This is a genomic window from Pseudooctadecabacter jejudonensis, from assembly GCF_900172275.1.
Classification (GTDB): domain Bacteria; phylum Pseudomonadota; class Alphaproteobacteria; order Rhodobacterales; family Rhodobacteraceae; genus Octadecabacter; species Octadecabacter jejudonensis.
The window spans coordinates 102,111-126,779 of record NZ_FWFT01000007.1 but is presented as its reverse complement, the minus strand read 5'-3'; the positions used below and the strand labels follow the sequence as shown (position 1 = coordinate 126,779).

21 protein-coding genes are annotated in these 24,669 nt (G+C 58.8%); 12 read left to right on the top strand and 9 right to left on the bottom strand.

From position 1 onward, the window contains the following. Positions 1-44 precede the first annotated feature (44 nt). The 9 genes from PSJ8397_RS16545 (at position 45) to PSJ8397_RS16505 (ending at position 12,180) form a co-directional block, all read left to right on the top strand. Complete coding sequence (locus tag PSJ8397_RS16545; RefSeq protein WP_085865755.1) at positions 45-1,091, top strand: LacI family DNA-binding transcriptional regulator; 1,047 nt, start codon at positions 45-47, stop codon at positions 1,089-1,091. Next, positions 1,088-2,335, top strand: a complete 1,248-nt coding sequence (locus tag PSJ8397_RS16540; RefSeq protein ID WP_085865754.1) for an extracellular solute-binding protein — start codon at positions 1,088-1,090, stop codon at positions 2,333-2,335. The genes PSJ8397_RS16545 and PSJ8397_RS16540 overlap by 4 nt, the downstream gene beginning before the upstream one ends. 66 nt (positions 2,336-2,401) lie before the next feature. Then, positions 2,402-3,424, top strand: a complete 1,023-nt coding sequence (locus PSJ8397_RS16535; protein WP_085865753.1) for a carbohydrate ABC transporter permease — start codon at positions 2,402-2,404, stop codon at positions 3,422-3,424. Next, positions 3,424-4,311 carry a carbohydrate ABC transporter permease gene (locus tag PSJ8397_RS16530; RefSeq protein ID WP_085865752.1) on the top strand — a complete coding sequence of 296 codons (888 nt, stop codon included), beginning with the start codon at positions 3,424-3,426 and terminating at the stop codon, positions 4,309-4,311. Before PSJ8397_RS16535 ends, PSJ8397_RS16530 begins: the two co-directional genes overlap by 1 nt. Positions 4,312-4,315: 4 nt before the next feature. Beyond that, a complete protein-coding gene (locus PSJ8397_RS16525; protein WP_085865751.1) occupies positions 4,316-5,770 on the top strand; it encodes a family 1 glycosylhydrolase in 1,455 nt (484 codons plus the stop codon). Continuing rightward, complete coding sequence (locus tag PSJ8397_RS16520) at positions 5,770-6,831, top strand: ABC transporter ATP-binding protein (protein ID WP_085865750.1); 1,062 nt, start codon at positions 5,770-5,772, stop codon at positions 6,829-6,831. Before PSJ8397_RS16525 ends, PSJ8397_RS16520 begins: the two co-directional genes overlap by 1 nt. A 9-nt stretch (positions 6,832-6,840) precedes the next feature. Then, a complete protein-coding gene (locus PSJ8397_RS16515) occupies positions 6,841-9,216 on the top strand; it encodes a glycoside hydrolase family 3 N-terminal domain-containing protein (RefSeq protein ID WP_200811332.1) in 2,376 nt (791 codons plus the stop codon). Positions 9,217-9,322: 106 nt separating this feature from the next. Then, positions 9,323-10,729 (top strand): glucuronate isomerase, encoded by a 1,407-nt coding sequence (uxaC, locus tag PSJ8397_RS16510; protein ID WP_085865749.1) that lies wholly within the window; start codon positions 9,323-9,325, stop codon positions 10,727-10,729. Continuing rightward, positions 10,726-12,180, top strand: coding sequence for a mannitol dehydrogenase family protein (locus PSJ8397_RS16505; protein ID WP_085865748.1), 1,455 nt, complete (start codon positions 10,726-10,728; stop codon positions 12,178-12,180). Before uxaC ends, PSJ8397_RS16505 begins: the two co-directional genes overlap by 4 nt. Positions 12,181-12,185: 5 nt before the next feature. Here PSJ8397_RS16505 and PSJ8397_RS16500 read toward each other — a convergent pair whose 3' ends face one another. Beyond that, complete coding sequence (locus tag PSJ8397_RS16500) at positions 12,186-12,701, bottom strand: redoxin domain-containing protein (protein WP_085865747.1); 516 nt, start codon at positions 12,699-12,701, stop codon at positions 12,186-12,188. Positions 12,702-12,737: 36 nt separating this feature from the next. After that, positions 12,738-13,418, bottom strand: a complete 681-nt coding sequence (locus PSJ8397_RS16495; protein WP_085865746.1) for a GntR family transcriptional regulator — start codon at positions 13,416-13,418, stop codon at positions 12,738-12,740. A 320-nt stretch (positions 13,419-13,738) separates the two neighbouring features. On the opposite strand from PSJ8397_RS16495, the gene PSJ8397_RS16490 reads away from it, so the two are divergent. The 3 genes from PSJ8397_RS16490 to PSJ8397_RS16480 all read left to right on the top strand — a co-directional run bounded on the left by PSJ8397_RS16490 (position 13,739) and on the right by PSJ8397_RS16480 (position 16,622). After that, entirely contained in the window at positions 13,739-14,722 is a 984-nt protein-coding gene (locus tag PSJ8397_RS16490; RefSeq protein ID WP_085865745.1) for a TRAP transporter substrate-binding protein, read from the top strand. 71 nt (positions 14,723-14,793) lie between these two features. Further along, a complete protein-coding gene (locus PSJ8397_RS16485) occupies positions 14,794-15,321 on the top strand; it encodes a TRAP transporter small permease (RefSeq protein ID WP_085865744.1) in 528 nt (175 codons plus the stop codon). A gap of 11 nt (positions 15,322-15,332) precedes the next feature. Next, complete coding sequence (locus PSJ8397_RS16480; protein ID WP_085865743.1) at positions 15,333-16,622, top strand: TRAP transporter large permease; 1,290 nt, start codon at positions 15,333-15,335, stop codon at positions 16,620-16,622. Between the two features lies 1 nt (position 16,623). Here PSJ8397_RS16480 and uxuA read toward each other — a convergent pair whose 3' ends face one another. The 7 genes from uxuA to PSJ8397_RS16445 form a co-directional block, all read right to left on the bottom strand. Further along, positions 16,624-17,760, bottom strand: a complete 1,137-nt coding sequence (uxuA, locus tag PSJ8397_RS16475) for a mannonate dehydratase (RefSeq protein ID WP_085865742.1) — start codon at positions 17,758-17,760, stop codon at positions 16,624-16,626. A gap of 15 nt (positions 17,761-17,775) precedes the next feature. After that, positions 17,776-18,675, bottom strand: coding sequence for a sugar kinase (locus PSJ8397_RS16470; protein ID WP_085865741.1), 900 nt, complete (start codon positions 18,673-18,675; stop codon positions 17,776-17,778). 11 nt (positions 18,676-18,686) lie between these two features. After that, a complete protein-coding gene (locus PSJ8397_RS16465) occupies positions 18,687-19,433 on the bottom strand; it encodes an SDR family NAD(P)-dependent oxidoreductase (protein WP_085865740.1) in 747 nt (248 codons plus the stop codon). An 8-nt stretch (positions 19,434-19,441) separates the two neighbouring features. Then, entirely contained in the window at positions 19,442-20,323 is an 882-nt protein-coding gene (locus tag PSJ8397_RS16460) for an NAD(P)-dependent oxidoreductase (protein ID WP_085865739.1), read from the bottom strand. 24 nt (positions 20,324-20,347) lie between these two features. Next, entirely contained in the window at positions 20,348-20,680 is a 333-nt protein-coding gene (locus PSJ8397_RS16455; RefSeq protein ID WP_085865738.1) for a cupin domain-containing protein, read from the bottom strand. Between the two features lie 14 nt (positions 20,681-20,694). Then, complete coding sequence (locus PSJ8397_RS16450) at positions 20,695-23,016, bottom strand: heparinase II/III domain-containing protein (RefSeq protein ID WP_085865737.1); 2,322 nt, start codon at positions 23,014-23,016, stop codon at positions 20,695-20,697. A 79-nt stretch (positions 23,017-23,095) separates the two neighbouring features. Then, positions 23,096-24,658, bottom strand: coding sequence for a type 2 periplasmic-binding domain-containing protein (locus PSJ8397_RS16445; protein WP_085865736.1), 1,563 nt, complete (start codon positions 24,656-24,658; stop codon positions 23,096-23,098). Between the last annotated feature and the right edge of the window lie 11 nt (positions 24,659-24,669).

Genomic DNA, 24,669 nt, shown 5'->3' with positions numbered 1-24,669 from the left:
TTTTTGACCGTCTTGAGCGAACAATCCTGCTTGGCTTTTTGTCCATGGTGACGATGGCCGATGTGGCCCGTCGGGCGGGTGTGTCGAAGGCGACCGTTTCGCGCGCGTTCAGCCAACCTGACGTGGTGGACAAAAGCACACGTGCCCTTGTTCAGGCGGCAGTGGCGGAGTTGGGCTATCGCCCGAATGAAATGGCGCGCGGGCTGGCCAGCCGATCCTCCAAAACTGTGGGCGTTGTGATCAACCGGTTTGACTCCCTCTATTATGGGGCGCTGTTGGATGGCGCCGAAAAAGCGATTGCGGCCGAAGGGTTCAAGATGCTCGCGGAATCCACCCGTGAACGGGCGGAAGGGGAGCGGGAGGCCTGGTCTTCGTTGTTGGAGCGTCAGTGCGAGGCGGTTGTCGTCCATTCTGACAGTTTGAACGATGACGAATTGACGATTTGGATGCAGGAGCGTCCGACGTCCGTTCTGATGAACCGCTTTTTGCATGATGTTGAGGATCGCTGCATCCATTTGGACAATCGCCGCGGTGGGGCAATGGCGGCGTCCTATCTTTATGACAAGGGTCATCGCACCATCGCCATGGTCACCGGGCCCAGGAAATTCTACGAAGTACGGGATCGCAGCGCAGGCTTTATGGAAACCCTGCGTGGTCTAGGCGTGACGCCCCATGTCATCGAAAGCGATTTTCGTGTGGAAGGCGGATACACCGCTGTCCTTGCGCTGCTTGACCGCGATCCGGCGATCACGGGCATCTTTTTTCAGAACGACGAAATGGCCGCTGGGGCCTACGAGGCTTGCCGCGAGAGGGGCGTCCGTGTGCCTGACGATCTGTCGATGATCGGGTTCGATGACATCCCGGTGGCGCGGCATTTGATGCCGAAGTTAACCACGATTCGTCAGCCTCTGCGCGACATTGGTGGAGCAGCTGGTCAGCTGGCCCATGCGCTGGCCACAGGCCAATCCGATACATCCCATATTCCACGTGTCTTCGAGGCAGAGGTCGTCGAGCGCGCCTCTGTCGTGGAAGTAAAACAAATGTCCCACAACATCGGGGCCAAGGCGCTCAAACAGGAGGAGAACCAATGAAACATACATTTAAAACGGGCCTTTTGGCCACGGCGGTGACTGCCGTCATCGCTGCCCTGCCGGCCACAGCACAAGAGATCCGCGTCGACGGCTTCCCGCCGTTTGATACGCATTTCGACAAGCAGGTGCCTTTGTTCAATGCGAACGCACCAGACATCGCGGTGACGTATCAGATGAACAGCCACGGCGACCATCACAAGCTGCTGACGACTAACTTGGCAACTCAGTCCGGCGCGGGTGACGTTGTTATTGTGGATGTGTCTTTCATTGGCGCCTTCATCAACGAAGGCGGTTTTGTAAATCTGTCTGACGAGGCGTACGGCGCCGAAGAATTCCAGGACGGTTTCGTGTCCTACGCCTGGAGCCAGGGTCAGGGTGCCGATGGCAACCAGTACGGCATCCCGATCGATATCGGCCCGGGCGTCATGTACTACCGCCGCGATGTGCTGGATTCGGTTGGTGGCGATATCGACGCGGTCATCAATGATTGGGACGCCTACATCGAATATGGCCGTGAGCTGAAAGAGCAGGGCGTGTACCTGATCGCAGACGCGGGCGACGTGGCGCGCATTCTGGTCCGGACCACGCTGGAAGATGGCGAAGGCCTGTTCTTTGACGCCGAAGGCAATTCGCTGGTGACGTCTGACCGGTTCGTCAACGCCTTTACTTTGGCAAAGCAAATCCGTGATGAAGGCCTTGATGGCCAAATCGGCGCATGGACCGGCGAATGGTACGATGGGTTCAAGAACGGCACCGTCGCCACCCAGCTTTCTGGTGCTTGGCTTCTCGGCCACATGCAAAACTGGATGGCGCCCGATACCGCAGGCCTGTGGGGTGCATCTGACCTGCCCGGCGGTATCTATGGCTCGTGGGGTGGATCCTTCCTTGCGATCCCCGCCCAGTCCGAGAACCCCGAAGCCGCTTGGGAGTTCATCAAGTACCTGACCACCGAAGAAGGCCCACAGATCGACAGCCTGCGTGATCTGGGCGCTTTCCCTGTGTTGACCTCGACCTACAGCGATCCGGCTTTTGATGAGCCGATTGACTTCCTTGCTGGTCAGCAAGCCCGTCAGCTGTTTGCCGAGGTGGCCCAGCAGGTCCCCGCCATCACGCCGATGGAAGGTGACCTGATCGCCGAAGACGTTGTGATGAATGGTGCACTCGCCGAAGTTCTGAACGACGGCAAGGACATCATGGAAGCCCTGCAAGACGCCGAACGTCTGCTGCTGCGTCGCGTTCGCTAAGACCTCCCGCGTGCGTCCCGCCTGCGGGCGGGGCGCGCCTTCCTTTCCGTTTGAAAGATCACGCCCATGGCTGACACAACACCAGATCCAGATGTAACTGACATCCGTTCGGATGCGCCGCGGAGGATCCGCCGCCATTCGACTCGCAGACGTTGGGTCAAGACGTTGACGCCGTGGCTGTTTATCTCGCCCTTCATCATTATCTTTTGCGTTTTCACCGCCTTTCCGCTGATGTTTTCCGCCTATCTGTCGTTTCAGGAATGGAACCCGGTCGCAGGGTTGGCGAGCATGGAATACGTCGGGCTGGACAACTACCGTTTGGCGATGGACGACCCGTGGCTGTGGAAATCACTCTATAACACAACTTGGCTTGCTCTGGTGTCGGGCATCCCGCAACACCTCATCGCGATCCCCGTGGCCTATTTGCTGGTCATGGCCGTGCGCAGTGGCATCCGGCAGGTCTATACGGCGACGTTCTTTGTGCCGTTCATCACCTCGACCGTCGCAATTTCGCTGATCTTTTACACGATCTATTCGGGCAATTCCGGCATCTTGAACCAATGGCTGGTGGCTATATCCAAATGGCCGGTGTTTTCGTGGTTTCTGGGTTGGGTGGAAGAGGCGATGCCCATCCGCTGGCTCAACTCGTCCGATTTGATCAAACCGTCCATCGCCTTTGTGGTGATCTGGAAATACACAGGCTTCAACATCGTTATTTATTCAGCGGGTTTCCTGACCGTTTCAAAAGACCTGTACGACGCCGCCAAAGTAGACGGGTGCAACGCATGGCAACAGTTCTGGAACATCGCCCTGCCGATGATCCGCCCCTTTGCGTTCTTTGCCATCACCCTCACCATTATTGGCAACCTGCAGATGTTCGAAGAACCTTATGTGCTTACCGAAGGCAATTCGGGCGGTGTGGGCCAATCGGGTCTGACCGCGTCTTACTACCTCTATCTGGTGGGCTGGGAATGGCTTGAGATGGGGGCAGCTGCCGCGATCTCATGGGTGTTGTTCTTGTTCATCGCCATCGTCACCGCCGTCCATTTCTACTTCAACGGCAAAAAAGGATTGGGAGGCGATCGCTGATGACAACCCTCGACACACAACCGCCCGAACGCCGCATGGCAGCCCCGCGTAAACGCGCGCGCACATTTCCACGGCTGGGCAAATACGCAACGCATGTGGTGATGATCACGGGCCTTTTGGTCACCATTTTCCCGTTTGTCTGGGTCGCCTTGATGGCCACCCATTCGCGGTCGGAGATTTATTCGTCCCCACCGCCGTTCTGGATCGGAGACAATTTGGCGGAAAACTATATCAAGCTGTTGGATGTCATGCCGTTCTGGACGGTGCTGTTCAATTCGCTGTGGGTGGCGACGGCCGGCACGGTGGGGGCGGTCTTCTTTTGCTCCATGTGTGCCTACGGGTTCTTTGCCTTCAACTTTCGGGGCAAAAACCTGATCTTTGGCATCATGATCGCCTCGATGATGGTGCCGCCGGTGCTGGGGCTGATCCCATTCTTTTTGACCGTGCAGTTCCTCGGCATCCTCGACACCCACTTGGCAATCTGGCTGCCGGGCATTGCAAATGCGTTCGGCATCTTCCTGATCCGGCAATATATGGTGCAATCCATCTCACGCGAGCTTTTGGACGCCGCTAAGGTGGACGGCGCGTCTGAGTTTCGCATCTTCTGGTCAGTGGTGCTGCCCCTGATCAAACCCGCCCTCGCAACCTTGGGCATCGTGATGTTTATCGGGCTTTGGAATAACTTCCTCACCCCGCTGATTGTGCTGTCCTCGCCTGATAAATACGTTCTGACACTGGCGCTTCGGTCGGTGCAGTCTATCGCAAACTCGCCTTGGGGCGCGATTATGCTGGGCACATTCCTGTCCATGCTGCCGCTTCTTATCGCGTTCCTCTTTTTCTCTCGTCAAATGATGGCTGGCCTGACCGCAGGCGCCGTAAAAGGATAAACCAGTGACCCAAAAAACAACCCAAGACCCCGCCGAAATTGCAGGCCGCTTTCCCCAAGATTTCACGTGGGGGCTGGCCACTGCATCCTATCAGATCGAAGGTGCGACCAAGACCGACGGGCGCGGACCCTGCATCTGGGATGCGTTTTCCAACATGCCTGGCCGTGTCTATCAAGGGCACAACGGCGATGTCGCCTGTGACCATTACAACCGCTGGGAAAGCGATCTGGATCTGATCAAGCAGATGGGTGTCGATGCCTACCGGTTCTCCATTGCGTGGCCGCGTATTCTGCCGCAGGGCCGTGGCGACGTGAACGAAAAGGGCCTCGATTTCTATGATCGTCTGGTGGACGGCATGGTTGAACGGGGCCTGAAGGTGTTCCCGACACTGTACCATTGGGATTTGCCTTTGGCGCTGGCGGGTTACGGTGGTTGGACGGATCGCGACACAGCCAACGCCTTTGCCGAATACACGTCCCATGTGGTCAAACGTATTGGGGACCGGATCGACGCGCTGGCCACGTTTAATGAACCGTGGTGTTCCACCTATCTTGGGCATTGGATCGGCAAACACGCACCCGGTGAACGGTCCATCGATGCGGCTTTGGCTGCGGTTCATGTGACCAATCTGGCCCACGGTCTTAGCGTTCAGGCCGCTCGTGCCGAGCGGTCCGATATCCCCATGGGCACCGTGATCAACGCGCAATCGATCTTTGCCGCCAGCGACAAGGAAGAAGACAAGGCCGCCGCAGAACGGGCCTTCCAGTTCCATAACGGAGTGTTCTTTGGGCCCGTGTTCGACGGCGCCTATGATGCAGAGTTCGAGGCCGCTTTGGGTGACAAACTGCGTGTTCAGGATGGTGACATGAAGATCATCAACCAGCCGCTGGATTGGTGGGGCTTCAACTACTACTTCCCCGGTATGGTCAAACATGACCCCGACAAACGCGCCGATCTGACCGGCGTGGGGGCCATGGGGTCATTCGATACGGACGCGGACCCCGCGTCGGAGTTTCTGGCGCTCAAGGCCGTTCCCTCCAGCGGGTCTGATGCACGCACAGACATTGGTTGGGAAATGCGGCCCGACGGCATCTCGCACCTGTTGACGCAAGTATATGATCGTTACGACAACCTGCCCCCCGTCTACATCACCGAAAATGGGGCCTGCTATAACATGGGGCCCGATGAAAACGGTGTGGTCGATGACCAACCACGGCAGGACTACATCGCAGATCACCTTGATGCGCTAGCCGGTAGCCTGAACGAAGGGATCCCGCTGAAGGGTTATTTCGCCTGGTCCCTGATGGACAATTTCGAATGGGCTGAAGGCTATAAGATGCGATTTGGCCTTGTGCATGTGGATTACGAAACACAAGTGCGCACCATCAAGGCCAGTGGCCATTGGTATGCCGACATCGCGCGCGCCCATGACGCCGCCCAGGCGGAGGCCGCAGAATAATGGCACGCGTTGAACTGGTGAACCTGTCGAAGTCCTTCGGTGAGGTTAAAGTGCTGCATGACCTGAACCTGACCGTCGAAGAGGGTGAGTTTGTTGCCCTCGTCGGCCCGTCAGGCTGCGGCAAATCCACGTTGCTGCGGATCATCGCCGGGCTTGAGGACGCCACAAGCGGTGAGATTGTGATGGACAACGAAATCGTCAACGACCTCAACCCGCGGGAGCGCAACATCGCAATGGTGTTTCAGTCTTATGCGCTTTACCCGCACATGACGGTTGAGGAAAACATCGGCTTCAACCTGCGCATCTCCGGCGTGTCCAAGGCGGAAAAGCGTGAACGGGCGCGGGCGGCGGCGGAGACGCTGGGCCTCACCGATCTGCTGGATCGCAAACCGTCGCAGCTGTCAGGCGGGCAACGTCAGCGCGTCGCCATGGGGCGTGCCATTGTGCGCAACCCTGATGCGTTCTTGTTTGATGAGCCGCTGTCCAATCTGGATGCCAAACTGCGCGCCGAGATGCGCGATGAAATCAAGCATCTGCATCACAAGGTCAAAACCACCTCGATCTACGTAACTCACGACCAGATTGAAGCGATGACGCTGGCGGATCGTGTTGTGATCCTCAAAGGCGGGGTCATCCAGCAGATCGGCACCCCAACGGAGTTGTATCGAAACCCTGCCAACAGTTTCGTTGCGGGCTTTATCGGTTCACCGGCCATGAACTTCGTCGATGCGACGCTTGAAACATCAGGGGGCCAAACGACAGCAACCCTTCAGGATGGCACCAAGTTGGTGGTGTCTGTTGATTATGCCGCATTGGGTCGCGACGTGAAGTTGGGCCTGCGCCCAGAGCACCTTGAACTGGCGGCAAACAGTGCGACGAATGCCATGCCGGGGAGCGTCCGGTTGGTGGAACCCACGGGCGCTGTGAACCACCTCAAAATCAAAGTCGCAGGTCAAAACCTGACCGTCGTTGATGATACGCTGGCGGATCTTGCGCTGGATGCACCCGTGCACCTGTCCATCGCGCCGGAATACATCCACGTATTCCCCAAAGACGAGTAAACCCAAAGCGTGACCTATCAAGACCCCAAAGCTGCCATCGAAGATCGTGTTCAGGATCTTCTGTCGCAAATGACCTTGCCGGAAAAGCTGGCGCAGATGCATGCGCTTTGGCTGGTGCTCTCGGAGGACGGGGCGCACAAGATGCGCCCGGATGCGTCGAATGATTTTTCGGGCGGTGATCCTGAGAAAGTGAAGACGTTGTTTGCGCATGGTCTGGGGCAGATCACACGGCCATTGGGGACTTTTGGCGTGGACCCTGCCGCGGGTGTGCGGGCGCTGAACCGGTTCCAAAAGGACATCATCGAGGGCACGCGCCTTGGCATTCCCGTGATGTCGCATGAGGAGTGTTTGTCCGGCCTCATGGCCCAAGGCGCGACATTGTTCCCCACGCCGCTGTCCATGGCGGGCACGTGGAATCCAGACCTTATCGAAAAGGTGGGGGCCGCGATCGGGGCAGAGTGTCAATCCATCGGGGCGCATCAGGGCCTTGCCCCCGTGCTGGACGTGTCCCGCGATGCGCGCTGGGGCCGGACCGAGGAGTGTTTCGCCGAGGATCCCTATCTGACAGGCGTGTTTGCCACCCGCTATGTGCGGGGTTTGCAAGGGGCGGATCGCAAATTCCTCGCCACCCTTAAACACTATGTCGGCCATTCCGCCAGCGAAGGCGGGCGCAACCATGCGCCCGTTCACCTTGGCCCGCGTGAATTGGCCGATGATTTCATGCTGCCGTTTGAGATGGCGGTCAAAGGGGCCGATGCGGCGTCCATCATGCCTGCCTATCATGACATCGATGGGGAACCTCTCCATGCATCTTACCGTCTTCTCACGGAGGTCTTGCGCGATCAGTGGGGGTTTGATGGGCTGATCGTGGCTGATTATATTGGCGTGACACTGCTGGAAACGCACCACGCGATTGCCGCCGATAAGGGTGAGGCCGCGGCGATTGCGTTCAAGGCGGGGCTGGATGTGGAACTGCCGTCGAACGAATGCACGCCGCATTTGGAAACAGCCCTGTCACGCGGTCAGATCAACATGGACGATATCAATGAGGTCGTCCGCCGTATTCTGACCGAGAAATTCCGCATCGGCTTGTTTGAACGCCCGTACGCCGATGAAGGGGCTATTACCCTGCGCACGCCCGAGGCACTTGCGCTTGCGCGCGAGGTCGCGACCCAAGGCACCACGTTGTTAGAAAACAACGGCATCCTGCCGCTGGGTGACACCGCCAAACTGGCGGTGATCGGACCCACAGCAGATGATCCGCTGGCGCTTTTGGGCGATTACGCTTTCCCCGTCCACCTCATCAACAGCGATGCGACCACGGACACCGACAACGTGATCACGCCACTTGCGGGCCTTCGCGCGGCCCTTGGGCAGGATCGCGTCACCTTTGCCCAAGGCTGCTACATCCTGGAAACCCGCGGGTCCGGCGCGCCCGTGTTTCCGGGTGACATGGCCGACCACGAGAGCATTAAGCGCAACTCTCCCGTGTCTGATCGGATTGACCTGATTGCGGATGCCGTCGTCGCGGCCAAGGCTGCGGATGTGGCGGTGCTGTGCTTGGGTGATCTGTCGGGCATCTTCCAAACGGGCACGGTGGGGGAGGGGTCCGATGTAGATACCCTTGCCCTGCCTGGTGTGCAGCAACAGCTTCTTGATGCGGTGCTCGACACAGGCACACCTGTGATCGTCGTGCTGTCTAGCGGGCGGCCTTATAACCTTGGCGGGCGTGAAAAAGACCTTGCGGCCTATGTGATGACCCATTTCAGCGGCGAACAGGGCGGCCATGCGCTGGCTGATGTGCTGACCGGCGCGGCGGAGCCTTCGGGCCGGTTGACCATTTCAACCCCGCGCAGCGCGGGCGCCTGCCCGTACCACTACAACCACAAATTCAAAAGTGCAGGCACCCCCATCGCCCGCCATTTCGGCAGCGATTACCCCTTTGGTCATGGGCTGTCCTACACGTCCTTTGAGTATAGCGACATCACACTGGCCTCGGCTGAGGTGCCCAATGAGGGCGGCACGATAGAGGTGGCCGTAACCCTTACCAACACCGGCGACAGGACAGGTGTGGAGGTTGTCCAGCTTTATACGCGCGATTGCATGGCCTCCCTTGTGCGGCCAATCAAAGAACTGAAAGCCTTTGCGCGTGTTTCATTGGCGGCCGGTGCAAGCGCCAAGGTCACGTTCCATGTGCCGACGGATATGCTCAACTTCACTGGTCGAAATGATCGCCGGATTGTCGAACCTGGGGGCTTTGACGTGATGATCGGGGCTTCTAGCGATGATATTCGTCTAACAGCAAACGTCGACGTCGTGGGGGCCGTGCGGGAGCTTCCGCAAAATTGGCGCATGGAAAGCGACGCCAACATCACGATGCTTTGAAGTCTCCGCCGGCCCGTTATGTAGCATGTCTTCACAAACTGGGAGACCCGTTTTGACGCGGCCGTGCCCCTGTCCTATCAATGCGTAAACTGTGAAGGCTGCCCCTATGACTTTGACCGACCCCGATCGTCTGTATCCTGCCGAACCACGCCAACGTGATCTTGCACGGGCGCTGTATCAATCTGTTGCAGATCTTCCGATCATCAGCCCCCATGGGCATTGCGATCCTCGCTGGTTCGCCGAAAACGACCGTTTTCCAGACCCAGCGGCGCTGTTTGTTACGCCTGATCACTACGTCTTCCGGATGCTTGTCAGTCAGGGTGTGACGCTGCCCGATCTTGGTATTGCGCGCACGGATGGTGGACCTGTTGAGGGTGACCCGCGTGTGATCTGGCGGCGGTTCGCGGAAAACTATCACCTGTTTCGGGGCACGCCTTCGGCGATGTGGATGGATCATTCATTGGAACATGTGTTTGGGGTCACGGATATCCTTGGGCCCCAGACAGCGGATGCGATCTATGACCAGATCGAGGCGCAATTGGCGACCGATGCGTTCCGCCCCCGCGCGTTGTTTGAGAGGTTCAACATCGAGGCGCTGGCCACGACCGAAGGCGCGCTAGATGATCTGGCCTGGCACAAGATGACCCAGGACAGCGGCTGGACAGGCCGCGTCATTACCACCTATCGCCCCGACGCGGTGGTCGATCCTGATTTTGAGGGCTTTGCGGACAATTTGGTGGCATTGGGGCAGATGACAGGTGAGGATACCCACACCTGGACAGGGTATCTGGCCGCCCACCGTGCGCGGCGCGCGGTTTTTCGGGATCACGGCGCGACTGCCACGGATCATGGACATCCCAGTGCTGTCACTGCAAATTTGGCCACCGCGGAGGTCGAAGCGCTGTTCGCCAAGATCATCGCAGGCACGTTTACCACACACGAGGCGGAGATGTTCCGCGGGCAGATGTTGACCGAGATGGCCAAGATGAGTCTCGACGATGGGATGACGATGCAAATCCACGCCGGTTGCGTGCGCAATCACTCCGCGCAGGTCTTTGCGGAGTTTGGCCGCGACAAGGGGTTCGATATTCCGGGACGGACTGATTTCGTGGGCGCGTTGCAACCCCTTCTGGACGCAGTGGGGATGGAGCCTGATCTGACGATTATTCTGTTTACGCTGGATGAAACCACCTATGCCCGCGAACTGGCCCCATTGGCGGGGGCCTATCCTGCGCTGACATTGGGGCCGCCGTGGTGGTTCTTTGACAGCTACGAAGGGATCAAGCGGTTCCGTGAGGCCGTGACCGAGACCTGCGGGTTCTACAACACAGCCGGGTTCAATGACGACACGCGGGCGTTTTGTTCCATCCCCGCGCGTCATGATGTGTCGCGCCGCTCCGATAGCGCCTATCTGGCGGGTCTTGTGACCACCGGCCGCCTGCGTGAGGCAGACGCCTTCGAGGTCTCTCAAGATCTGGCGTACACCTTGGCCAAACAGGCCTACGGATTATGAGCCCCGCACAGGACGGGTTGAAACCGCGCCTGATGCGACAGGGCAGCGCGCCTGACATCGGGATCGTTCACTTGGGTCCGGGCGCCTTTTTTCGCGCGTTCAATGCGGAATATACCCATGATGCGATGGCGCACTCAGGGGGCGACTGGGGCATTCTGGCGGTGTGCCTGCGCAGTGCCACAGCGCGCGATCAACTGGTCCCGCAGGGCGGCCTTTTTACCTCGGTCACGCTGGATGAGGGCGGGATGTTACCCAAAACGATTGGGTCGGTGCGGGACGTTCTGGTCGCGCCTGAGAATCCTGCGGGGGTGGTGGACGCTATGGCTGATGCGGCCGTCAAAATCGTATCGTTGACGATCACAGAGAAGGGCTATTGCCGCGCGCCGGCCACTGGCACCTTGGATCTGGATCATCCAGATATTGCCCATGACCTGTCGCAGCTGTCAAAGCCTCGGTCTGCTGTCGGATTTATCGTTGCGGCTTTGGCCGCGCGGCGGGCTACAGGCGTTGCACCTTTTGTGGTGCTGTCGTGTGACAACCTGCCCAGCAACGGCCCGCTGACCCGGAACATCGTGAGCGCCTTTGCCCGTCAGGTTGATACGGAACTGGCCGATTGGATTGCCACAAACGTGTCCTTTCCCGCCACCATGGTGGACCGCATTACGCCTGCAACCACGGACGCGGACCGGGCGGCCTTGGCCGACCTGCTCGATGCCCGCGATGAGGCCTGCGTTTTTCATGAGGCGTTCAGACAATGGGTGATCGAGGATGATTTTCCCACAGGCAGACCGGCGTGGGACATGGCGGGCGCGCAACTGGTGACTTCGGTTGCGGACCATGAGGAAATGAAGCTGCGCTGCCTCAATGGCACTCATTCCATGCTGGCCTATCTTGGGTATCTGGCGGGGTATGAAACCATCGCCGACACAGTGGCCGATCCGAATTTCGCCCAGCTGTGCCGCATGGCATGGGACGAAGAAATCATCCCGACACTGACCCAACCGGATGGTGAGGATTTACCCGCCTATCGTGATGCCCTGTTGCGTCGTTATCTGGATCGCGCGTTGAAACATCGCACTTGGCAGATTGCGATGGATGGCAGTCAAAAACTGCCGCAGCGGATTTTGGCGACGGTCGCGGACAGTTTGGGGCAGGGGCGTCAGCCCCGTGCCCTCGCCCTCGCCGTAGCGGGTTGGATGCGCTACGTGGGCGGCGTCGATGAGACAGGCGCTCCGATTGATGTGCGCGACCCGATGGCCGACCTTTTGCGCCGGACCTGTGACGGGGCATCGGATGACCAGGGCCGTGTGCGCGCGCTGTTGGCCCTGGACGAGATTTTCCCGCCTGATTTGGCGGCCAACCCCAACTTTGAACAGCTGGTGCAGGACGCCTATGCGTCCCTTGTCAGTCGCGGGGCGAAAGGGGCCGTTGCGGATTTGGTTAGCGGTTGACCCGCTTAGGCCGTGCCGCGCACGGGACGGTCATTGGTGATGTTAAAGATCATTCCGTCCAGCAGTTCTTCAAGGTCGGGGCGCGCGGCGGGCCCGTTTGAGATATCGACCAACATCAGTGTTCCATCAGGCTTAATCCCGAAGGCGCCAGGTTCCGCGAAATTGGCTGTTGTCTCGGCCTCTGACAGCGGGGCAGAGACATAAAGGCCCAGATCGCGCATTTGCGCCTCTTGCAGGCCGTAGCACAGATCAAACCGCCAACCGAATTCCGCCAGATCGGCTTCCGCTTTATCGCGCGTGTCGGCCGAGGCCACGATGACATTCATTTGCGCGGACCACTGGTGCAACACCGCATCCAGTTTGTTCAGAAACCGTTTGCAACGCGGACAGTGTTTGCCGCGATAAATAAAGACCATCGTCCAACGATCGGATGGCCCCCCAATGGTGCGGGTGCCGCCGCTGACACACTTCAGATCAAAAGGCGCAATTGCACCGCCAACGTTGGGTCGTTTGTGGGTCATCTCGTGCTCCTGCTTGGGGTTCGGACTGACGCGACCCTATTGGAAATAGTCGCTGTGTGCGTGATGAATTTCAGAAATCACCTTGTCGATGCGCGACACGTGGTGGCGCAAAAGGGCTCGGGCGCGCGGCACATCGTGGGCCGACAGCGCATCAAGAAGTTCCAGATGATCCGCCAAGACACGGTCCCGTTCTTCGTCATGGGACATGCTGAGAACACACAAACGGTCAACGCTGCGTTTACACGATTGGATCGTGTCGAAGGCCAAGGGTTTGCCGGACGCCTGACAAATCAGGAGATGAAATTCATAGTCTAAGTCATGGAAGGTGGCCGTGTCGTGTTGGGCAAGGGCTGCCTTTTGCGCGTCTATGTTTTCGCGCAACATATCCGTGCAGGTCTGATCCCAGATCGCGCAGGCGGCCTCGATCACCTCAAGCTCCACCGCGAGACGCAGGAAACGGGCGTTCTCAATCTCTTGCATGGAAAAGCGGCGGACAACCGTGGCTCGTTGGGGACGGATGTTGAGAAGATTAAGGTCCCCAAGCCTGCGAAAGGCGTCGCGGATCGGTTGCCGCGAGACGCCGAATCGACGGGCGACCTCGGCTTCGGATATCTTGGTGCCGGGCAAAAGGTGAAGCGAAGCGATCTCTTCATAGAGCTGGTCAAAGACGACATCAGCGGTCGATCGCGTGTCGCGTTCTGTGCTGCGGTCTGGCATCGTCGTTCCTTTTTCTACAGGGCGGGCAGGACCCTGATGATTTAATCGCGCTGATACTTAGCGGCCTTTTGTCGCAAGTGTAGTCAAAATTTGACAAAAGCAGAGAACAACTGTCTTGACAATTCTGGGATACTAGTCACCACTTAGCACAAGGTCGATGCTTTTGAAACACTGCATTGGCTGTCCTTGATGCGGTCCCCCGGTGGAGGAGTGGGCGATTGTGTCAGGCGAGCTTGGACGAAAAGGCACGGATTTTCGCGCACCGCGCGCATCCCCCCGACCGTCCGGCCCGCGCCACTTGAACAAACAGGGAGAGAAGAATGTACAAGACAATAACAAAAACACTGCCAGCCGTCGCAACCGCGCTTGCGCTGTGTGCCACGGCAGCATCCGCCGAGAACATGCGCGCGTGGAACATCCACGTGGATGGCCACCCCAACACAGCCGCAATGGATAAGTTCGCCGAACTGGTCGCCGAAAAAACTGGCGGTGACGTCACGATCGAGGTCTTCCACGGCGGCGTTCTGGGCAGCCAGCCCGATGCGCTCGAGCAGGTGCAGCTGGGTGCGATTGACATCGGCAACTTCAACCTTGGCCCCATCGGTCCGATCGTGAAAGAAGCCAACCTTGTGTCGCTTCCATTCATCTTCCGCGATGTGGACCACATGTTCCGCGTTCTGGACGGCCCTGCCGGTGACACAATGGCCGACGCCATGGCTGAAGCTGGCATTCAGCCCATCGCTTGGTTTGATGCGGGCGCTCGGTCTTTCTACAACAATTCCGGCCCCATCAATTCGCCAGCTGACGTTGAAGGCATGAAAATCCGCGTGATGAACAACGATCTGTTCACCGGCATGGTCAACGCCATGGGCGGCAACGGTACACCGATGGCCTTCTCCGAGGTGTATCAGTCGCTGAGCACAGGCGTCGTGGACGGGGCAGAAAACAACCTGCCATCCTTCCAGTCGGTCGGTCACTTTGAGGTCGCAGGCTTCTATTCCCTGTCCGAACATCTGATCATTCCTGAATGCATCTGTGTGAACACCGCCAAGTTCAACGGCCTGTCCGAAGACATGCAGAACGCACTGGTCGCAGCGGCCCAAGAAGCCGCCGAATTCCAACGTGTGCTGTGGAACGAACAGACGGCTGCCGCCCGTGAGGCCGTGGAAGCGGCTGGTGTCCAGATCAACATGATCGAAGACAAGACGCCGTTCCAGGATGCCATGGCCCCTGTCTATGCGGATTACCTCGCTGCAAACCCAGACATGACCGCGCTGGTCGAGCTGGCACAAGCGACCGAGTAATCGGCACCTTTAAATCTGAAGACGTCCGGCTCTAGGTGGCTGGGCGTCTTCTTTCACGGCAGGCAGGGCACATGAGCAATAATCCAGACCATCAAACCGGCCTCGGTCCGGTCGACGCGCTTTTTCGCGGGATCGTTTATCTGTGTCGCGTGATCACCGGTGTGGCACTTGTCTCCCTGACGGTGTTGTTGGGATATCAGGTGTTTGGTCGATATGTTCTGAACGATACGCCCACTTGGGTTGATCCTTTGTCCTTGCTGCTGATCATGCTGATTGCTTTTCTTGGTGCAGGCATTGGCGTCTACGAACACACGCACCTGTCCGTTGTGATGATGCGCCAAGCGGTCACCGCGCGGATCAGGACAGCGATGGTCCTGTTGACCGACCTTATGATGGCGGGATTTGGCGGATTGATGATGTGGTATGGCTGGCAGCTGACCGCATTCAAATGGAAAAACGATATCCCCCTGATTGGATTGCCCGAAGGGTTGCGATCGTTGCCGCTGACAATTTGTGGTGGGATGATTTTGGTGTTTGCCCTGGGCCATCTGGTTCGGGTTTTGCTAGGGCGTGATACCCGCGCCGATAGCGTCGAATAAGGACGGCCAAGATGGGTCTTGCACTTTTACTGGGCGTCTTTGCTCTCTGCGTCATCCTGGGCACACCTGTGGCCTTTGCCCTTGGGATCTCAGCCATCGCCGCCTTCTGGTTCGAAGGTCTGCCGCTGATGGTGGGATTCCAACGGATCATATCGGGCATCAACGTCTTTTCGCTGCTGGCCATCCCGTTCTTTATCTTCGCCGGAGAGCTGATGTTCCACGGGGGCATCGCCATCCGTCTGGTAAAATTCGCCCAAGCGGCCGTCGGGGCTGTGCGCGGTGGCCTTGGCATCGTCAACGTGTTGTCGTCGATGTTGTTCGGCGGGATTTCAGGGTCTGCCATTGCGGATATTTCGGCATTGGGGTCGATCCTTATTCCGGTGATGAAAGACAAGGGGTACGATGCAGATTACGCGGTGAACGTCACCGTCACGTCGTCCATCGCGGGCATCATCATACCGCCGAGCCACAACATGATTATCTATGCCATCGCCGTGGGCGCGGGCAGTGGCATGTCCATTTCCAGCCTGTTTTTGGCCGGCGTGGTTCCCGGTATCCTGATGTGTCTCTGTCTGGCCGCCGCGGCCTATCTGGTGGCCGTCAAACGCGGTTACAGCGCTGAACGGTTCCCGGGGTGGGAGGCGCTGATGTTTGCCTTCTTTGGTGCAATTCCGGGCTTGCTGACGGCTGTCATCATTGTGGGCGGGGTGCTGTCTGGTGTGTTCACGGTGACGGAATCCGGCGCCTTCGGGGTGATCTATGCCTTTTTGGTGACTTTGATTGTCTACCGGTCGCTCACCTGGACGAATTTCAAGATCGCAGTGAACCAGTCGGTCAAGACTACGGCAATGGTCATGATCCTGATCGCCTGTGCTGCGGCCTTTGCCTATATGCTGACGTTCTACCGCGTGCCGACGATGATGGTGGGCTTCATGATGGGGCTGACGGAAAACCCAATTCTGATCTTGCTGATGATCAATGCGGTGCTGTTGTTGCTGGGCATGATCATGGACATGGCCGCGCTGATCCTGATTTGCACACCGATCTTTTTGCCCGTGGCTATGGCCCTTGGCATGGATCCGATCCAATTCGGGATGGTGTTGTTGGTCAACCTTGGGCTTGGGCTGTGTACGCCCCCTGTGGGGTCGTGCCTGTTCGTGGGCTGTGCCGTTGGCAAGTTGCCGATGGAAAAGGCAGTGCGGACGATCTGGCCGTTCTATCTGGCGATTTTCGTGGCCTTGATGTTGATCACCTTCGTGCCAGCCATTTCCATGACCCTGCCGAATTTGCTGAACGGGTAGGTTAGCGGAGGGCGGCGATGATCCCGCGCAGTTCGGCCAGTCCGCGCAGGCGCCCGATCAGGGTATAGCCCGGCTGCACATCCCGCCCGATGTCATCCAGCAGGGCATGGCCGTGATCGGCACGGAAGGGTAGGGGCGCGCCGGCGTCCAACAGTGCACGGATCACGGCGACCATGTCTACATCACCGGCCAGATGGGCGCTTTCATAGAAGGATCCATCAGGCTGTTTGGCGACATTGCGCAAGTGGACGAAATGGGACCGTCCGCCGAAGGCCCGCGCAATCGCAGGTACGTCGTTGTCAGGGTGAGAGCCGAGAGATCCGGTGCACAGCGTCAGCCCATTTGCGGGTGCATCGACGGCGTTCAGGATCCAGTCGATATCGTCACGTGTGGACACGATCCGTGGCAGGCCCAGAATGTCGCGGGGGGGATCATCGGGATGGATGCACATGTTGATGCCCAGCTCCGTGGCGGTCGGAATGACCTCCTCAAGGAACCGTTTCAGGTTGGCGCGCAGATCAGTGTGGGTCAGGCCCTGATAGGTCTCCAACACGGCGCGAAGGCCTGCGATGTCGTAGGTATCGACGGCGCCAGGCAGACCCGCCATGATGGTGTGCAACAGCCCTGCCTGATCTTCGGCGGTGCTGTTTTGATACCATTGATCACCGGCCTGAAGGGCCTCAGATGCGTAATCATCACGGGCCGCGTCGCGGCCTAACATGTGCACTTCGAACGCGGCCATCTTGGTAGCGTCAAACGCAAGGCCCGTACCACCGCCGGGCATAGGCGCGGCGAGGTCTGTGCGCGTCCAATCGAGGATCGGCATGAAGTTGTAGCAGACGGTGGTAATGCCTTCGGCGGCCAAATTGGCAAGGCTCTGGCGGTACGTGGCAAACAGCGCGCCAATATCGCCGGTGCCGCGTTTGATGTCCTCATGCACCGGCAGGCTTTCGACCACGTCCCATGTCAGGCCTGCGGCCTCAATCTCAGCTTTGCGGGCGGCAATGGCATCGCGGGGCCAGACGTGGCCATAAGGAATGGCATGCAGGGCACTGACGATACCCACGGCACCGGTCTGCCGGACCTCGGCCAGTGTAATAGGGTCAAATTCACCGAACCAACGCCAAGTCTCACGCATCAAACTGTTCCTTCTCTATGTCGCGTCAACGGGCACCAAAGCGCCCTTGTGTCCGATCACCTGACGGGACAACGTGCAAGCGGTGTGGATGCCCTTGTCCAAGGGTTGCCCTGTGACGATGGCAGCGAAAACACCGGCGTTGAAACTGTCACCTGCCGCGGTGGTGTCGATGACAATATCAAGGGCCGCGACGGTGACAGTGCCCCATTGGCCCTGATCGACATAAAGCACATCTGCCGCGCCGTTTTTCACCACGACGCTGGGGCACCCCGCGCCGAGATAGCGGTTGGCGGTGGCCTGTGGATCGGCATCGCCAAACCAATCGGCCTCATCCTCAAAGGACGGCAGGGCGATGTCGCTGACCGCCGCACCACGCATGATTTGGGCCGTCATCTCCTCACCGTTTGCCCAGAGTTTGGGTCGTAGGTTCGGATCAAAGGCGATCGTTTTGCCGTTGGCGCGGGCGTTGGCGAGGGCCTCCAGCAGGGTGTCACGGCCTGCAGGGTCAAGGATGCCCAGCGTGATGCCTGAGAAATAGATCACATCGGCACGGTCCATCGCGTTTGCCAACGCTGCGGGATCGTCGGCCAGCGTGCGGGCGGCGGATTGGCCACGCCAGTAGGAAAAGCTGCGCTCGCCATCTTTCAAGGCGATCATGTACAGCCCGACGGTGCGTCCTGCGCGGGTCTGCACATCCGTATCATCGATATCGCCTGCGCGGATGAACGTCCGCATGTCGTTCGAAATGGCATCGTCGCCCACAGCCGAAAAATAAGCCACGTCCGCTTGCGGGGCCAAGCGCGCCAGATACCACGCGGTGTTGAACGTATCGCCCGCAAAGCCCAGCCGGAAATCGCCCGCCACATCAGAGGGGGCGAGTTCCGCCATACATTCGCCAATGCAAAGAACGCGCATGGCGGCCTCCTTTAGGAAAAGATCATACCACCGTTTATGTCGATGTTTGTGCCGGTCATAAAGGCGCTGTCAGCGCAGGCCAGAAACAGGATTAGGTTGGCGGTATCCTGGATGGTACCTTGGCGTTTCAGGGGGGCGTTCGCCTCAAACCCGCGACGGCCTGCGTCGGGGGTGTGAATGTTGTGGAAATCCGTGTCGATCATTCCGGGACACAGCGCGTTGACGCGGATGTCGGGGCCGACTTCTTTGGCCAGCCCGCGTGTCATAGTCATCACGGCGCCCTTGGAGGACGCATAGGCCACTGATCCCGGCCCGCCGCCGTCACGTGCCGCTTGGCTGGCGATGTTGACGATGGCGCTACCGGGTTTCATGTGCTCAAGGCAGGCTTTGGTCATCATGAAGGTGCTGGTGACGTTCAATGTCATGACCTGTTCCCAGAACGCCACATCCATCTCCGCAAAGGTTTTGCGCGCCACAAGGCCGCCTGCGTTGTTGACCAGAACATCAACGCCGCCGAAGGCATCGAGCGTGGCGCCCACAAGCGCGTCAACACCCGCTTGTGTGTTCAGATCCGCCTGCACCGCGATGGCCTTGCCGCCTGCTTTTTCGATATCAGCGACGACCGTATCCGCACCGGCAGAGCTTTCGAAATAGCTGATCGCAACATTGGCCCCTTCGGCCGCCAGAGTGCGGGCAGCGGCGGCCCCGATATCGCGACCGCCACCTGTGATCATCGCTGTTTTGCCGGCAAGTTTCATCTGCTGTCCTATCGTTCAAGGGTCAAGAAGTGATCGAAAATCTCAGGCACATTGCCGTCACCCATGCCCGCTGCAACACCGGCTTGCAAAGCCTCTGACGTGCCTTCGGCAATCGCGGAGGCCGTGCCCATATCTGCCACCATCTGCAGGAAATACGCGATGTCCTTGTTGGCATTGTTGATGCTGAAGCCAAGGTTGCTGACACCATCCACGGCGTAAGCCTTGCAAAAGCCCATAAAGGGTGAATTGGAGGGGCCCGCCGACATGATGTCATAAAGCTGGGCGCGGTCGATGCCCGCGCGGTCTGCAACGGCAAAGGCTTGGCTCATGGCCGCAACAGTGGTCATGCCCATGAAGTTGTTGATCAGCTTGGTGACATGGCCCGCGCCGAGCGCACCGAGGTAGAAGACATTCTCGCCTTGATCATCGAGGACCGGTTTGACCTGATCAAAGGTCGCGCGGTCGCCCGCAGCCATGATGTTGAGCAATCCGTCTTTGGCGTGGGCGGGCGTCCGGCCCAGCGGCGCGTCGATCATACCCGCACCTTTGCCAGCCAGATCAGCCCCGATCTTGCGGGTGCTGTCGGGAATTGAGGTTCCAAAGTCGATGACGACAGCGCCTTTCTTGATACCTGCTAAAATGCCATCGTCGCCGTAGATCAGACCCTCAACCACCTCAGATGTGGTCACGCACAGCATGATGATATCGCAGGCTTCGGCCATTTCTTTGGGCGTTGCCACTTGGGTCGCGTTGCCCCGCGCCAGAACCGCATCGGCGGCGGCCTGTTTACGGGCCATGACGAAGAGGTCATAGCCCCGCGTTTGCAGGTTTTCGACCATGTTGCTGCCCATCAGCCCAAGGCCGATGAAGCCGATCACGGGTTTGGTCATGTCGCGGCCTCCGTTATTTTGAGCTTACAGGAAATCTTCGCGGTGCGGGGTAAAGACATCCAGCAGAGTGCCGGATTCAAGGCAGGTCGCGCCGTGTTCGATGTTGGGTTCTTTGTAAAGAGAATCCCCCGCGCCGACGACGTATTTCTTGTCACCTACGGTAAATTCGAACTTGCCCGACATCACATAGGTGATCTGTTCGTGGCGGTGGTGGTGCATGGGGGCGGTCACGCCGGCCTCAAAATGGACCTCGACCACCATCAGGTTGTCGTTGAAGGCGCCAATTTTGCGTGCAAGCCCAGTGTCGACAGGTTCAAGCGTGCCTTCGGAAGCAGGGAAGTAGTTTTTGACGGTCATGTGGTGTGTGCCCTTTACGTGTTGGCAAGTTTCTTCATGACGACCTTGAACGTGTTCTCGTCCGGGTCGGTGAAATAGAGGTCGGCGTCATAGCCTTGGTCATCCATGAAATTAAAGATCCGCTTTGGTGCGTCCAGTCGATAGGGCACCAGCAGGGTCGCCACGCGGTGGCGGGTGGCGGCGGGGTAGGCGGCGGTCAGGCAGGTGCTGACGGGCAGGTCACCGTAATCGGCAGGATCCACGTCGGTGAAGTCTGCCTTTTGACTGATCACGGGTTTGCCCGCCTCGGACCAGACGACCTGACCATAGAACCCAGCCCTTTGGCCGATGTTGCGAAAGGATGTCTTGCCGAGTTCATAGGAATTATTCGCATGCAGCAACCATTCCATCGTCACGGGTTCAGACGCGTCCACCTTATCAACGATCACGAAGTAGCTGTTGCGGACGAAGTAAATCTCACGCTCGGCCAATGTGACCTCGGGTGAGAGGCTTTGATACGCCGCCGTTGCATCGCCGCGAATATAGATGTGGTCGTCGTGTTCTTCGGCCGCCAGAATGCGGCCGTTGGCGGCCAGCGCGCGGGCCTTGTCCTTTTCGGCGTATTGGCCTTTGCCGTTGATCAGGATTGCGTTCTTTGATCGTGTCTGCCTGCGCCATTGCCGGTGCATCGACGAATTGAAGGCCACGTAATAGCCCGACTGGATCGCCAGATCTTCGCCATAGGCGGCCAGACAAAAGGCGTTCTGGTCCCCGTGACTGTGGCTGATCGAGCCGTAGGGAGAGGATTTGAACACGAACTGAATGTGTTCATCCGGATTGGCCATCTGGTGTTGGACTGCAACCCAGCCCACCCCCTCGAAATGGCGCATGCCGCCGGGGGGGTCTGTCGCCTCAACCATGGGCCAGCCAGTGCGAAAGGCCATTTCGTCAAAACGCGTATCCCACCAGCCCCAGTTGTAAAAATCGCCCTCGGTGCCGGGGTTCAGCCGCTGGCTTTCGTCGCAGTACCACTGATAGGCGCCATTGCCCGTGACGCCGCCGAATTGACGCAGGTTCATGCCGATCTTGATGCAGGACAGATCGCCCTGCGTGGCATCATCGCCAAAGGTCGCGCGGCGGGTGTTGGGCGCCTTGGTGAACAGGGGGAAGTCGCCTGTGTTCTGGAAAAACGGGCGGTCATAGACGTTCAGGCCGGTGTAGACCTTCAGCCAATTGGCGGCATCCAGCAGGTAGGAAATGCCGGTCATCCAGTAATGTGGCCCCTCGGCCCAGCCGCCCTGCGCGTCGCCCCAAGGCGAATAGACGGTGTAAAGGAATTCGATGGAATAGTTCAGCCATTCTTCGGCCTGACCTGTCTCATCATCATGCAGCAGCGCAATGCAGGCGGGGATGATGCAGGAGGACACGGACCGCACGGCGTGGCTATCATAGGGGAACAGATGGATCTTGGCGTTATCAATCGCGTGTTCCGCCAGATCGCGGGTGCGTTCCAGAAGGGCCGCGCGGACGGTGGTGCGTTCGTCCTGAGACAGATCATCATACAGCCAGTCATAGCCCCAGGCCAAAGCGTTACACACGCGGTAGGCCCATTCGTCCGTATAGGCGCGAGAGGTGACGCCCATGGGGTCCCAGCTTGCGGCCTCAAGCAGCCAGTCCTTGGCGCGGGCGGTCATTGCCGCGTTGCCGGTGACCTTGCCGCCGATGGCCAGATTGCGGATGGCGTACCAGACCTCTTGCAAGTCGATATAGGTCTGCCGCCAGACGGGCGCTGTGCGTTGGTGGTTGGGGTAGCCCGCCGGTTCGCGGGTAATCTCGCGGTCCATCCACATCAGGACCGAGTGTTCATAAAAGCTCGACCAGGTGGCGTGGTCTGCGTCCTTGGCGATGGCGGCCTTGAAGTCCTCCAGCTTGTCGGACGTCAGCCACAGCCGCGGGTGGTCGGTGGCCACGCCAGCCAGCCGTGTGGCGCGGGCGGGCAGGGGGGTTTGGGCCAGATCGGGGGCAAGTGTGAAACTGCGCGTCGTGCTCCATTCGCAAGTGGGTGCACCGGTGTCTGCTTCGCAGGTGGCATACGACCAATGATAGGTGTCGGGATCCAGCGGCGCATCAGGCGTGAAAAAATTATAGGGCAGGCCCGTGAAGGTCTGCGTTTTGGCGGCAGAGAATTTTGGATCTGTCGAGATGCGCAAAACATAAGTTGCGCCTTCGTCAATCACAGGCAGCCAAGTGAAACGGGGCGGGTTTTCAACGATGTCTGTGCCCTCGGTCGGGCCATATTGAATGGTCAAGCGGCCTGCGTTGGGTTCATCAAGGGGCGGCAGGGTGTCTTTGGGCATCGGTCTAAAATCCGCGAGTCTATTTGGGGAAAATGGCCGGGGGCGACGGGATACGCCGCCCCCAAACCGAGAGGAAAATTTAGCCGCCGTACTGACGGTCATAGGCGGTTTGCATCACCACCAGCAGTTCCTGCATGCCCATTTCGTCCAGCTGGGCGATATAGGCATCCCAGTCTTCCATGACGTCGCCGTTGCCAAGGATCCAGCCTTGCTGACGTTCCAGCATATAGTCACGGATCGACCCCCATGTGCGGTCATAGATCGCCTGTTCTTCGGGCGTGAACGCCACGCCGAGGAAGTCGGGGATCAACAGATCAGGCATCGTGTCATAAAGCGCGATACCCTCAAGGGCGAATTCGTTGCTCCACTGGGCTTCATACGCGTAGTCTTGGAAATAACCACGACCCTGCAGTTGTGCGCCGACCTGATAGAGGGACCGGTTCACCGGACCTTGGTCAAGGAACTCCTGCTTGAAGATCGGCTCACCGTCGACCATGTCGTACTGCTGGCCTTCCACGCCGAAGTTGGCCAAACGACGACCTTCCTCGGAGAACCAGAAGTCGAAGTATTTGATCGTCTCGACGACATGCTCGTTCTCAAAGCCGATGGCCCAACCGTCCGGTTTCACCAGAATACGGCGGTGCTCTTCGATGCGGCGACCCGACGGGGACGCTGGCGGCAAGAACGCCTCAAACGCGAAGCCGTCAATCTCAGACGACAGGCGGTTGTAACCGGATGTGGAGGCGAACCAATCGTGGGTCGACCCGCCGAGGTTTTCCGACAACAGGAAGTCACGCGCGGATGAGCCACGGGTGAACACTTCGGCGTCGATCAGGCCTTCTTCGTACCAGCGCGCCAGATTGGCGATACCGTCACGATAGCCTTCACCGATGTAGCCGTGGTCGATTTTGCCGTCTTCGATCAGGAAGTCGTGATAGGTGTCGGACCCGTGGGCGCGACCGTCCCAAAGCGTCACGAGACGGATCAGTTCAGGCCACTGGCGGGCAAAGAACGGCACTTCGTCGGCCAGACCATTGCCGTTGGGGTCTTGGGTTTTGAAGGCGCGCAGGACGTTCTCATATTCCTCAACCGTCTGCGGCACTTCGAGGTCCAGCGCCTCAAGCCAGTCGGTGCGGATCCAGTAGCCACGGCCATATTTGCCGTCGGGCAGATAGGGGATGTAATACATCTGACCGTCAGACGCCTTGACAGCGGCTTCGATGTCGGGACGCGTTGCGTAGTAGGCCGCGATATTTGGCGCGTGCTCTTCGATCAGGTCGTTGAGAGGCACAAACGCGCCTTCGGGGCCGAACTGATTGACGAAATCGCGGATCCGGCTGGAGCCGACGATGTCAGGGATACTGCCCGAGGCCAGCATCAGGTTCAGGGCCTCGGTCCGGCCTGTGTTTTCGTCCGAACGCATGTTCGCACCCACAGTGTCGTTGATCAGGTGGATGCCGGTGAGTTCACGGGCGACCTGTTCGACGGGCCATTCCTCATCATAGATGGGATAGGCGCGATGGTTCATTTGGATGGTCAACTCAATCGGTTCCTCCGAGATCCGAAGATGACCATCGGCAAAGGCCGGTGTTGTGATGGCACTGCCTGCAAGCAGGGTTGCCGCTATGGTTAGTTTACGCATTTGATTTCCTC